This window comes from Dactylosporangium sp. NPDC005572 (assembly GCF_040605515.1).
GTDB lineage: Bacteria > Actinomycetota > Actinomycetes > Mycobacteriales > Micromonosporaceae > Dactylosporangium.
Genome location: NZ_JBEXCY010000158.1, coordinates 16,363 through 27,437, shown reverse-complemented (window position 1 = coordinate 27,437; position 11,075 = coordinate 16,363). Strand labels below are relative to the sequence as shown.

Annotated in this window: 12 protein-coding genes; 2 read left to right on the top strand and 10 right to left on the bottom strand. The window is 72.7% G+C overall.

The window, feature by feature from the left end:
- Nucleotides 1-55 precede the first annotated feature (55 nt).
- Genes ABZS66_RS45035 through ABZS66_RS44990 form a run of 10 tightly spaced genes read right to left on the bottom strand, consistent with a single transcriptional unit; the run spans nt 56 to nt 9,552 of the window.
- Nucleotides 56-871: an IclR family transcriptional regulator gene (locus ABZS66_RS45035; RefSeq protein ID WP_354769055.1), complete on the bottom strand. Its 816-nt coding sequence runs from the start codon at nt 869-871 to the stop codon at nt 56-58.
- A complete protein-coding gene (locus ABZS66_RS45030; RefSeq protein ID WP_354769053.1) occupies nt 868-1,662 on the bottom strand; it encodes a hypothetical protein in 795 nt (264 codons plus the stop codon). The genes ABZS66_RS45035 and ABZS66_RS45030 overlap by 4 nt, the downstream gene beginning before the upstream one ends.
- A complete protein-coding gene (locus ABZS66_RS45025) occupies nt 1,659-2,816 on the bottom strand; it encodes a hypothetical protein (protein ID WP_354769051.1) in 1,158 nt (385 codons plus the stop codon). Before ABZS66_RS45025 ends, ABZS66_RS45030 begins: the two co-directional genes overlap by 4 nt.
- Before the next feature lie 14 nt (nt 2,817-2,830).
- Nucleotides 2,831-3,898 carry an amidohydrolase/deacetylase family metallohydrolase gene (locus ABZS66_RS45020; RefSeq protein WP_354769049.1) on the bottom strand — a complete coding sequence of 356 codons (1,068 nt, stop codon included), beginning with the start codon at nt 3,896-3,898 and terminating at the stop codon, nt 2,831-2,833.
- On the bottom strand, nt 3,895-4,854 hold the full coding sequence (locus tag ABZS66_RS45015) for a Gfo/Idh/MocA family oxidoreductase (protein ID WP_354769047.1): 960 nt from the start codon (nt 4,852-4,854) through the stop codon (nt 3,895-3,897). The genes ABZS66_RS45020 and ABZS66_RS45015 overlap by 4 nt, the downstream gene beginning before the upstream one ends.
- The gene (locus ABZS66_RS45010) at nt 4,854-5,615 is read right to left on the bottom strand and encodes an SDR family oxidoreductase (RefSeq protein ID WP_354769045.1); all 762 of its coding nucleotides are present in this window, start codon (nt 5,613-5,615) and stop codon (nt 4,854-4,856) included. The genes ABZS66_RS45015 and ABZS66_RS45010 overlap by 1 nt, the downstream gene beginning before the upstream one ends.
- Complete coding sequence (locus ABZS66_RS45005; protein ID WP_354769044.1) at nt 5,612-6,580, bottom strand: hypothetical protein; 969 nt, start codon at nt 6,578-6,580, stop codon at nt 5,612-5,614. The genes ABZS66_RS45010 and ABZS66_RS45005 overlap by 4 nt, the downstream gene beginning before the upstream one ends.
- Nucleotides 6,577-7,455 (bottom strand): carbohydrate ABC transporter permease, encoded by an 879-nt coding sequence (locus ABZS66_RS45000; protein ID WP_354769042.1) that lies wholly within the window; start codon nt 7,453-7,455, stop codon nt 6,577-6,579. The genes ABZS66_RS45005 and ABZS66_RS45000 overlap by 4 nt, the downstream gene beginning before the upstream one ends.
- 1 nt (nt 7,456) lies before the next feature.
- Complete coding sequence (locus tag ABZS66_RS44995) at nt 7,457-8,356, bottom strand: sugar ABC transporter permease (RefSeq protein WP_354769040.1); 900 nt, start codon at nt 8,354-8,356, stop codon at nt 7,457-7,459.
- 2 nt (nt 8,357-8,358) lie between these two features.
- On the bottom strand, nt 8,359-9,552 hold the full coding sequence (locus tag ABZS66_RS44990) for an ABC transporter substrate-binding protein (RefSeq protein ID WP_354769038.1): 1,194 nt from the start codon (nt 9,550-9,552) through the stop codon (nt 8,359-8,361).
- A gap of 287 nt (nt 9,553-9,839) precedes the next feature.
- On the opposite strand from ABZS66_RS44990, the gene ABZS66_RS44985 reads away from it, so the two are divergent.
- Both ABZS66_RS44985 and ABZS66_RS44980 read left to right on the top strand, forming a co-directional pair.
- The gene (locus ABZS66_RS44985) at nt 9,840-10,235 is read left to right on the top strand and encodes a GntR family transcriptional regulator (protein ID WP_354769036.1); all 396 of its coding nucleotides are present in this window, start codon (nt 9,840-9,842) and stop codon (nt 10,233-10,235) included.
- Complete coding sequence (locus ABZS66_RS44980; protein ID WP_354769034.1) at nt 10,232-11,071, top strand: ABC transporter ATP-binding protein; 840 nt, start codon at nt 10,232-10,234, stop codon at nt 11,069-11,071. Before ABZS66_RS44985 ends, ABZS66_RS44980 begins: the two co-directional genes overlap by 4 nt.
- Nucleotides 11,072-11,075 lie beyond the last annotated feature (4 nt).

Genomic DNA, 11,075 nt, shown 5'->3' with positions numbered 1-11,075 from the left:
CCAAGAAGAAGAAACCGAGCAAGCCACGACCCCGACGGCGAGGTTAAAGATCAAGTTAGGCCGCGCCGCCGCCGCGCCAGCCGAGGTCGCGGGACATCGCGTCGCAGTGGCGGGTCAGCGTCTGCACCAGGTGGTCGCGGTGGGCCGGTCCCTCGCCGAGCCGGACGCGCGGGATGGAGCAGCTCATCGCCGCCACCACCCGGCCGGTCGCGTCGCGGACCGGCACGGCGACGCAGAAGACCCCGGGGGTGTACTCGCCGTCGTCCTCGCCGAAGCCGCGCTCACGGATCTCCTGGACCCGGTCGAACAGCTGCTGCGACGTGGCGATGGTGTGCTGGGTGAACCGGCGCATGGTCACGCCCTCCAGGCGTGCCCTCAGGTCGGCCGGATCGAGGAACGCCAGCAGCACCTTGCCCAGGCCGGTCGCGTAGGCGGGCAGCCGCATCCCGACCCGCGACACCAGCCGCAGCGGGTGGTCGGCCTCGACCTTGGCGATGTAGACGTTGTCGATGCCGTCGAGCACGGCCAGCTGTACCGTCTCGTTGAGCTGGTTGCGGGCCGCCCGCAGGTGCGGCTCGGCCCGGTGGGCGAGGCTGTCCAGGTAGGCGAAGCTCTGCGCGGTCTCCCAGACCCGCACGCCGATGCGGTACAGGCGCCGCTCCTCGTCCAGGTAGATCCAGCCCCGGCCGACCAGCGTGCCCAGCAGCGCGTGCAGGCTGCTCTTGGGAAAGCCCAGGTCCTGGCTGATCTGCGGGAAGGTCGCGCCGGAGCGGTGCGCCGCCAGGTACTCCATGAGGTCCAGGGCCCGCTCGGCCGACTTGACGCCGGCCGCGGACTGGGCGTTCGGCGAGGTGCTGCGGATGGCGGTCAAGACGCCGGCCTCCTTGCGTGCCGAGGTGTGATCGGGAAGCGTGCCGCGTTGCCCGGGTCGTGCAACGCCACCACTTCATCACACACGCGTCGATAGTGTTTGATGGCCCGGCGGCACGCGGCGGCGTCCTCGGCGATGCCGATGGGGAGCTCCTCGTCGATGTTCCGGGCGAAGAACGCCGTCTCCAGCAGCCCGGCCAGGCCGTCGGCGCGCTGCACCCGGACGCCGGCCGAGCCGGGGTGGTGCCCGCCGGTCGGCTCGAACCACAGGCCCGGCGCGACCTCGACCGGGCCGTCCGCCAGCACCAGCCGCCCGCCGACCGCCAGGTCCCGCAGGTACGACCAGGAGGGGCCGGTGAAGTAGAACTCGACCGGCGGGTGCCCGGGCGGCGCGCAGAGCATCTCCCGGACCCCGGCGTAGGCGGCGTAGACCGTCGCCCGCGGGAGCAGGTCCGGCAGCAGGCCGCCGGTGTGGTACGTGATCGTCTGGGTCAGCAGGACGAAGTCGACGTCCTCGCCGCGCACCCCGAGCGCGTCGAGGGCCTCCGGCAGCAGCCGCACGTCCTGGAACACGCACCGCGGGTCGAGGGCCTGGTTCGCGGTGTCCAGCGCGGCCCGGTCGGCGGCGCCGATCGGCAGGCCGGTGTCGATCAGCCCGGTCCGCTCGCCATCGGTGACCAGCCAGACGTAGAACCACAGGTCGTGGAACTCCTGGTCGTTGCGGCCGAAGAACGCCTCCCAGCCCGGGATGGGCAGCCGGCCCACCGGCGCCGCGGACAGCGAGAACGTCATCCCAGCACCTCGGCCAGCCGCTTCGCGAACGCCGCCCCGTCGCCCGGCTGCAGCCCCATCGGGTTGACGACGAGGACACCGCGCCACGCCTGGTCCTCGCCGACGTGGATGCGGGGCGTGCCCCGGTCGAGGTCCCGGATCACGTCGTCGGCCGTTCGGCCGGACGCCGACACGTCGATCTCCAGGACGGGCACGTCGAGGTGGTGCTCGTAGCCGTCCCGGACGGTGCACCGGGTGTCGGCCTCCAGCGCGGCCCGGATGTCGGCGAGCTCCTGCGCGCCGTGCCGGTGGTGGGCCCCGGGGTCGCGGACGAACGCCCGCAGCGCGACGAGCAGGCCGACGATCTGTTCGCGGCCGACCTTCATGCCCCGGCCGATGCCGTGCCGGCCGCGGACCGGGTCGGCGCCGGTGATCTCCGAGCGCTGCCAGGTGCGGGGCCGGATGTCCATGTCCTGGTGGTGCAGGGCGACGGCGCCGACCAGGTCGGCCCGGCCGCAGAGGATGCCGGCGGTGTGCGGGCCGCGGAATGCCTTGCCGGAGCTGATCGCCACCAGGTCGGCGCCGCCGTCGAACAGCTCCGCGAGCCGCGCGAGGGGTGGCACGTCCATGGCGGCGTCGACGAGCACCGGTACACCGGCGGCGTGGGCCAGCTCGCAGACCTCGACGATGCCCAGGTGGTCGCCGCCGCGGCCGGGCCGCCACAGGACCAGCGCGGCTCGGCCGTCGAGCTCGCGGACCAGCTCGTCGGGGCGGGTCGAGCCGGGGTAGCCGATCTCGACGAGCTCCGCGCCGACGGCGGTGAGCGCGTGGTCGTAGGGGTCGCGGTGGGCCCGCTGGATGACGACCCGGCGGCGGGGGCCGGCGACCTCGGGCAGCACGTCGATCGCGGCGGGCCGGTCACCGGCGAGGCACACGGCGGTGGCGAGGCTCAGCGCGGCGGCGGCGCCGCTGGTGACGTAGGCGGCCGGCGCGCCGAGGAGGGCGGCGATCTCGGCGCCGGCCGCCTCCTCGAGCTCGTCCATGCGGACGTTGCGCGCGCCGGCGGCCCGCATCGCCTCGACGACCTCGTCGGAGAGCGGCAGGCCGCCCAGCCGGGTCGCCGGCCCGACCGCGTTGATGATCGTCCGGACGCCCAGTTCGGCGTAGATGTCCATGGCTTCGATGCCTTTCAGTTCGAGGCGCGGTACACGATCTCGCCGGCGCGGACGGTGAGGACGACGTCGACGGCGGGCGCGTCGGTCACCCGCAGGACGGCGACGTCGGCGGGCGCGCCGGGCCGCAGGGTGCCGACGCCGTCGAACCCGGCGATCCGGGCGGGGTCGACGGTGGCGCGGCGCACCACCTCGGGCAGGGGCACGCCGAGCCCGAGGAACTTCGCCATCACGGCCGGCAGGCCGCCGACGATCGGGCGGGAGTAGGTGTGCAGGTCGGAGCTGATCGTGTCGGGCAGGAACCCGGCGTCGACCGCGGCGCGGGCCTGCTCCAGGTCGAAGCCGCACATGCCGTGCCCGACGTCGAAGCGCACGCCGCGCTGCCGGGCCTCGGCGACCAGGTCGACGACCCGGCCGTGCTCGGTGTACGGGGTACCGGAGAGGCCGGTGAAGCAGTGCGTGAGGAGGTCGCCGGGGCCGAGCCGGGCCAGGATGTCGGCCAGGGACGCCGGCGGGGGCCCGAGGTGCACCATGAGCGGCAGCCCCTCGGCGTCGGCGACCTCGCGGGCCCGGTCGAGCGCGACGACGCCGTTGTCGCCGGCGACGTCGGCGGACGCCCGGACCTTCACGCCGATGATCCGGTCCCGGTGCTCCGCGATCGCCGCGCGGCAGGCGGCCGGGTCGACGTACGGGAGGGTCTTCAGCTCGCCGGAGAGCATGATGCTCGTGGTGCCGACGGTGGAGATGTTGATGAACGCGCCGATGCGGGTCCGCGCCCGTTCGACGGTACCGCGGACGAACGCCCCGAACAGGTGCGCGCCGGCACTGCCGGTGTCCACCATCGTCGTGACCCCGCTGGGCGGGCCGGCCTCGTCCGGGTCGACGCCGAGGTCCTGGCCGACGAAGACGTGGGTGTGCAGGTCGACCAGGCCGGGCGTCACCACCAGCCCGGACACGTCGACGACCGGGTCGGACGGGTCGGCCGCCGTGGCGATCCGCCCGTCGCGCACGACGACGTCCCCGGGCGCGAGGGTGCCGGCTTCGGGGTCGCAGACCAGCCCGCCGCGAAGTACGAGGCCGCTCATGACACCCTCACCGGCTGCCCGGTGCGGGCCGACTCGGCCGCGGCGGCGGCGCAGACCACGGCTCGCCGGCCGTCCTCGGCCGTCGGGAAGGCCGTGTCCGCCCCCGTGTCGGCCCCCCTGTCGGCCCCTGTGCAGGCCGCGACGAACGCGGCCAGCTCCCGGTGCAGCCAGTCGTCGCCGGCGTGCGACTCGGTCCGCTCCCCCGCCGCCGTGGCGACGGCGAGGCTGCCGCCCTGCTCGATGCGCAGCTGCCCGGCGGTGCCCTGCACGACGGTCAGCGACCGTGGTTCGGCGTGGTGGGTGCGGCCGAACGACAGCGAGATCCCGCCGACGGCGCCGCCGGCGAACGTCGTGGTGATCGCGGCGGCCTCGTCCCCGGCGGTCCGGCCGGTCACCTCGGCCAGGGGGACCCCGACCAGCCAGGGCAGCCGGTCGAAGCAGTGGTGCGACTGCAGGTGGAGGATGCCGCCGCCGCGGGCGGGGTCCCAGTACCACGCCGGCGTGTCCGGGGCCGCCTCCACGATGACGTCGGTGACCGACACCGGCTCCCCGATCGCCCCGCCGGCGACGAGCCGCCGGGCGGCGAGCCACTCGGCCCGGAACCGGTAGCTGAAGCCGACCATGACCACGACGCCGGCGGCGTCCCGGGCGGCGATGATCCGGTCGGCCTCCGCGACGGTGGTGCACAGGGGTTTGTCGATGAGCACGTGCAGGCCCCGGGCCGACGCCGCCGCGCACGCGTCGGCGTGGGCGTCGTGGGGCAGCCCGAGGTAGACGGCGTCGACCGGGCCCGAGTCGAGCAGGTCGCGCCAGTCCGCGAACGCGGTGCCGCCGAGCGCGGCGGCCCGCTCGGGGACGGGGTCGGCGACGGCGGTGACCTCGACCCCGGTCAGCCGGCCCGCGGCTGCCGCCACCTTCGCGCCCATGATGCCGGCGCCGACGATGCCGAGTCTCATCACATGCCCAGCAGTTCGCCGCCGTCGACGACGAGGTCGCCGAGCAGGATGTGGGAGCTGTCGGCGGACAGCAGGAATCGCACGGCGGCGGCGATGTCGGTGCCGCGGGCGACCCGGCCGGCCGGGATCCGCGGGCGCAGCGCCGGCAGGCTGCCGTCGGCGAGGTCGTCGACGGTGGCGTGGTCGCTGGCGAGCTGCCGCATCATCTGCGTGTCCGTGGGCCCGGGCGAGACGGTGTTGATCCGGACCCCGCTGCCGGCGACCTCCATGGCGAGGACCCGCAGCGACTGGCGGAGGGCTGCCTTGGAGGCGGAGTAGGCGGCCTGGCGCATGCGGGGCATCCGGGCGGCGACGGAGGCGACGGCGACGATCGAGCCGCCGCCCCGGTCGGCCATCGCGGCGGCGTAGCGGCGGGCGACGTCGAAGCAGCCGACGGTGTTGACCCGCAGGATGCGTTCAAAGTCGGCGACGGCGACGTCGAGGCTGGGCGCGCTGTCGAACACCCCGGCGGCGATCGCGACCCGGTCGGCGTCCGACGTCTCGGCGACGAGGTCCCGCACCGACTGTTCGTCGGTGATGTCGACGTGGCGGGCGGTCACCTCGAAGCCCTCGGCCCGCAGGGCCGCGGCAACGCCTTCGACGAGGGCGGCGTCGATGTCGGCGAGGATCAGGCGGTCGCCGGGGCAGGCCCGGGCGAGGTCCTCGCCGATCGCCTGCCCGATGCCGCGGCCGGCGCCGACGACGACTGCCGTTGTGCTCATGGTTGCACTCCAGGTTCGGTGGCGGGCGTGGTCGCGTACGCGAACGCCCGGGCGGGGTTGGCGACCGTCATGCGGTGGATGTCCTCCTCGGACACGCCCCGGTCGCGGAGCATGGGCAGGAAGTGCTCGATCACGTTGGCGTAGCCCGGTCCGCCGTACGCGGCGAGCTGGCCCAGCTCGCAGATGTCGTTGGACAGCATGAGCTGCCCGGCCAGTCCCATGGCGCACAGCTCGGCGACGTTGTCGGCCCGGAACGACAGGGGTGCGTAGCCCTGCACGAAGGCCAGGTTGTCGATGTTGAGCCAGGCGCCGCGTTCGGCGATCGGCAGCCACCACTTGACGCCGCGCCGGTCGCCCAGGTGCGACACGACGACGTGACCGGGGTCGACGTCCTCCTCGGCGAGCAGGTCGAGCTGTTCGAGGGCCAGCTCGCCCCAGTGGGTGGTGTGGGTCATGATCGGGCAGCCGGTGCGGCGGTGGGCCCGGCCGGCGGCGCGGAACACGCGCTCCTGGTGCGGGGTGATGTGGCCGCGCTCGGTGCCGATCTCGCCGATGAAGCCGGGGCGGATGCCGCTGCCGTCGACGCCGTCGGTGATCTCGGCGACGAGGCGGTCGGCGAGGGCCTCGGTGCTGTCGGTGGTGATGTAGTCGGGGTAGACGATCTCGCGGTACCAGCCGGCGCCCATGACGATGTTGACGCCGGTGGCCGCGCTGATCCGGCGCAGGGCCTGCGGGTCGCGCTTGAGCCCGATGTTCGTCGGGTCGCAGATCGTGCGGCCGCCGGCCGCGGCGAACCGGCGGACCTCCTCGACGGCGAGCTCCTCGTCGTCGAGGATCGCCTCGTACAGCTGGCGCAGTCCCCACCCGTCGACCAGCACGTGGTCGTGGGTGAGGGTGTTGCCCATGTCCTCCGGCTCGATCGGCCCGAGGACGGTCATGACCTTCCCGGCAAGACTCTCCGTCATTTCACACTCCCTGCGGCAAGACCCGTCACGATGTACCGCTGAAACGCCAGGGCGATGAGCACGGGCGGGACGACCGTGAACATGGTCGCCGCGGCCAGCGTCGTCCAGGAGAACTGCTGGAGGTTCTGCAGACCGGCCACGACCGGCGGCACCGTGAGGGCGTTGGTCAGCACCAGCGAGTAGAAGAACTCGCTCCACGCCTCCAGGAAGACCAGCAGACCGGCGGCGATGAGGCCGGGCCGGGCGATCGGGGTGACGACCACCAGCAGGCAGCGCAGCCGGGACGCGCCGTCGACCTCGGCGGCCTCCTCGAGCTCCTTCGGCACGCTGTCGAAGTACGTCTTGAGCAGCCAGATCGCCAGCGGCAGCGTGAACGCGTTGTAACTGATGATCAGGGCCAGCGACGTGTTGAGCAGTCCGAGCTGCCGGAACGCGATGAAGAACGGCAGCACGACCGCGATGGCCGGCACCACCCGGGACGCGAGCAGCAGCAGGTAGGCGATCCGGGAGCCGCGGAACTGGTACCGCGAGAACGCGTACCCGGCGGCGCCGGCGATGACGAGGTTGCTGGCGACCACGACGACGCCGACCCACAGGCTGCGGGCGATCGCCGGCATCAGGCGGGCGACCGCGTCGGTGCTGGAGACGATCCCGCCGTCCTGCCCGGTGGAGAAGGGCGCGCTGTTGCCGGTGAAGATGGCGACGTAGTTGGCGAGGGTGGGGTCGTGCGGCCACCAGTGGAACGGCTTGGCGCCGATCTCGGACGGGCCCATGAAGCTGCTGAGCACGGTGAAGTACAGCGGGAACAGGATCCACACGAGGAACAACGCGAACCCGGCGTAGATCCCCGCCGAGGCGAGCCGCGACCGTCTCAAATCACTCCACCCCCTCCGTGATCGTGCTCGAGCGGTACAGCAGCTTCACGAACACGAACCCGAGCACCAGCGCGATCCCGCCGAGGACGACGGCGGTCGCCGACCCGAGGCCGGTGTTCGTGTAGACGAACAGCTGCTGGTACAGGTAGATCGACAGCACCGAGGTCGCGTCGCCCGGGCCGCCCTGGGTCAGCGCCCAGACCGTGTCGAACTGCATGAAGCCGAAGATCGTGTTGATGATGACCACGACGACGATGACCGGCCGCAGCCACGGCAGGGTCAGGTGCCGCAGCCGCTGCCAGGCGTTGGTCCCGTCGACCATCGCGGCCTCCGGCAGCTCGCGCGGGATCGTCTGCAGCCCGGCCAGGAACAGCAGCCCGGTGAACGACGCCTGCCGCCAGGCCCCGGCGAGGATCGCGACGACCAGCGCGCCGGTGCTGTCCGACAGCGGGGAGACGCTGTCGAGGCCGACGAGGGCGAGGGCGCCGTTGAGCGCGCCGACCTCGCCGTCGACGAACCATTTCCAGATCATGCCGACCATCACCCACGGGCAGGCCCACGGGACGATGAGCAGGCTGCGGGCCAGCCACTGGCCGCGGAAGCCGGTGTTGAGCAGCAGCGCGAAGGCGAGGCCCAGCAGCGTGGAGACGAGCAGGAAGCCGACCGCGTAGAGCACCGTCGTGGTGAGCGCGTGCCGGAACTGCTCGTCGGCGAACAGGGTCTTGAAGTTCGCCAACCCGGCCCAGCGCTCCTGCCCGGCGAAGGTGACCTTCTGCAGGGAGTAGACCGTCGTGCGGATCGCCGGCCAGGCGACCAGGCCGAGCACGAAGATCAGGGCCGGGGTGGCGAGGACGAGCCCGAACCGGGCGTCGGCCCGGGCCCGTACCGATTTTGCCGCCATGCTTAGCTGCCCGCGGCCGCGAGGTTCTTGGCGTCCGCAGCCAGCCCGTCGACGGTGTCCTTGACGCCGGCCTGCCCGAGCAGCATCGCCTGGAGCCGGTCGCCGACCTTCACCTGGAACGACGCGTACCACGGCGCCACCCGGGCGGGGACGACGTCGCTCTGGTTGGCGAAGGAGTCCTCCAGCTTCGGCATGTCGTAGTAGTCGGGGAACGCGGCCAGGAAGTCCTTGTCCTTGAACAGCCCCGGGTACGGGCCGAGCAGCGCCGCCGCCTTCGCCCAGGACGCGAACGTGGAGTACTTGCCGGCCTCGTCCTTCCAGCCGTAGAACTTCAGCAGCTTCCAGGCGTCCTCGGCCCGCGCGCCGCCGGCCGTGGCCCCGATCTGGATGACCTCACCGATCTGCAGCGTCTTGCCGGCGATGCCGGGGTGGCGGTACGAGATCGTGACGTTCTTCGACTCGGGGCCCTCCGTCGTGCGGATGATCTGCAGGAAGTAGTGGTGCAGCGTGTAGAACGTGGAGTTGCCCTGGGCCATCGCGGTGACGTGCGCGCCCGGGTCGGCCGTGAGGACCTCCTTGGACGTCAGGCCCTCCTGGTACATCGCCTTCCACCACTCCATGACGCTGAGCGTCTTGGCGTCGTCGGCGAAGACCGGGGCACCCTTGGCGTCGAACGGCGTGATCCCGTCGGCCAGCAGGTAGACGAGGAAGTACTCCTCCAGGAACTGCTTGGTCCAGTAGCCCGCGTACGGGCTGGCCACGCCGGCGGCCTTGAGCTTCTTGCACTGCTCGTACACCTCCTCCTTCGTGGTCGGAGGTGCGCTGATGCCGTTCTTCTGCAGGTGGCTCTGGTTGTACATCAGGCTGTGCACCGCGGAGAAGTACGGGACGCTGATGATCCGGCCGTCCGCGAGGCGGTGCCGGGCCGCCGACGCGGGGAACATGTCGCCCAGCATGTCCTCGACGCCGGCGAACTTGTTGAGCGTCCCGGCCCAGCCCGCGTCGACGTACTTGGTCGAGGCGTAGGCGAAGTTGTAGAAGGCGTCGATCGCCTGGCCGCCCTGCAGCCGCGTCTGCAGGGCCGGGCCGTAGCCGACGTTCGGGATGAGCGACAGGTCCACGCCCACGCCGGACTGGTCCTTGAAGGATGCCAGCAGGGTGCGGATCTGGTCCGGGTATGCCTCCCAGGCGGTCATCGCAAGCGTGCCGCGGGCTTCGTTGGTCTTCGGAGTTGCCGCACCGCCGCACGCAGCGAACAGCGATGCCGTGGGAACGGTCAGGCCTGCCGCAAGCGCACCGCGCAGCAGGCTCCGACGGGAGATCGACGAATGGATCATGTGGTCCCTCCGGCCGGCCAATTGGTTCATATACATGAACCTGAGTTCTAAGTTGAGCATTCGTACCAGGTCGGCGGCGGGTAGGCAAGAGCCGCGTCTTGTACTACTGTCCTAGTACAAGAGGACAAGATGGCGAGGGTGGAGTGATGTTCGCGTTCCGGCTGGACGCACGATCCGGTGTCCCGACCTACCTGCAACTGGTCGAGCAGGTCCGCCGTGGCCTGCTGCTCGGCTACCTCAGCGACGGCGACCGGCTGCCCACCGTCCGCGAGGTCGCGGCCGCCCTGGTGGTCAACCCCAACACCGTCGCGAAGGCGTACCGGGAGCTTGAGCACGCCGGGCTGGTCGATGCGCGGGGCGGACAGGGCACCTACGTGGTGGGCAGCATCGACCGGGTGCCGGCGGCGACCTACGCCCGGCTCTCCCGCGACCTGCGCGGCTGGCTCGCCGCGGCCCGGGCCGCCGGCCTCGACCACGAGCAGGTGCGCGCCCTGGTCACCGCCGCCCTCGACGACGACACGGCCCGGGCGGGCGCCGCGTGACCGGCGGGTCCGCCCTGACCGCGAACGGTCTCGGCCGGCGCTACGGGCGCCGCACCTGGGGGCTGCGCGACTGCACGCTGGAGCTGCCGGCCGGCCGGGTCATCGGCCTGGTCGGCGGCAACGGCGCCGGCAAGACCACGCTGCTGCACCTGGCGGCCGGCCTGCTCGAGCCCACCGAGGGCCGCGTGTCCACGTTCGGCCTCGCCGAGGTGGGCTTCGTCGCCCAGGACTGCCCGCTGTACCGCGGCTTCACCGTCCACGACATGCTCCGCTTCGGCCGGGCGATGAACCGGCGGTTCGACCTCGCCGGTGCCCGGCAGCGCCTCGACGGCCTGGGCATCCCCCTCGACCGCCGCTGCGGCGCACTCTCCGGAGGCCAGCAGGCGCAGGTCGCCCTGACCCTGGCGCTGGCCAAGCGGCCCCGCCTGCTGATCCTCGACGAGCCGGTCGCCAGCCTCGACCCGCTCGCCCGCCGGGAGGTGATGCGGACCCTGGTCGACGCGGTCGCCGCCACCGAGCTCACGGTGCTGCTCTCCTCGCACGTCGTCGCCGAGCTGGAACGGGTCTGCGACCACCTCGTGCTGCTGGACCGCGGCCGGCTCCGGCTGGCCGGCGACATCGACGACCTGCTGGCCGGGCACCGGCTGCTCACCGGGCCGCGCAGCGACGCGGCCGCCGGCCTGCCCGCCGTGATCGCGGCGACCCACGGCGACCGGCACAGCACCCTGCTGGTGCGGCAACCCTCCGGGACGCCGCCGCACCCGCTGTGGCAGGCCAGTGCGGTGAGCCTGGAGGAAGTGGTCCTGGCGTACCTGTCGGCTGCCGGAGAGGGCTGAGGCT

Coding starts and splice junctions, on each gene's coding strand:
- ABZS66_RS45030 (WP_354769053.1), bottom strand. CDS start 1,662: ATGACGTTCTCGCTGTCCGCGGCGCCGGTGGGCCGGCTGCCCATCCCG.
- ABZS66_RS45025 (WP_354769051.1), bottom strand. CDS start 2,816: ATGGACATCTACGCCGAACTGGGCGTCCGGACGATCATCAACGCGGTC.
- ABZS66_RS45020 (WP_354769049.1), bottom strand. CDS start 3,898: ATGAGCGGCCTCGTACTTCGCGGCGGGCTGGTCTGCGACCCCGAAGCC.
- ABZS66_RS45015 (WP_354769047.1), bottom strand. CDS start 4,854: ATGAGACTCGGCATCGTCGGCGCCGGCATCATGGGCGCGAAGGTGGCG.
- ABZS66_RS45010 (WP_354769045.1), bottom strand. CDS start 5,615: ATGAGCACAACGGCAGTCGTCGTCGGCGCCGGCCGCGGCATCGGGCAG.
- ABZS66_RS45005 (WP_354769044.1), bottom strand. CDS start 6,580: ATGACGGAGAGTCTTGCCGGGAAGGTCATGACCGTCCTCGGGCCGATC.
- ABZS66_RS44995 (WP_354769040.1), bottom strand. CDS start 8,356: ATGGCGGCAAAATCGGTACGGGCCCGGGCCGACGCCCGGTTCGGGCTC.
- ABZS66_RS44990 (WP_354769038.1), bottom strand. CDS start 9,552: ATGACCGCCTGGGAGGCATACCCGGACCAGATCCGCACCCTGCTGGCA.
- ABZS66_RS44985 (WP_354769036.1), top strand. CDS start 9,840: ATGTTCGCGTTCCGGCTGGACGCACGATCCGGTGTCCCGACCTACCTG.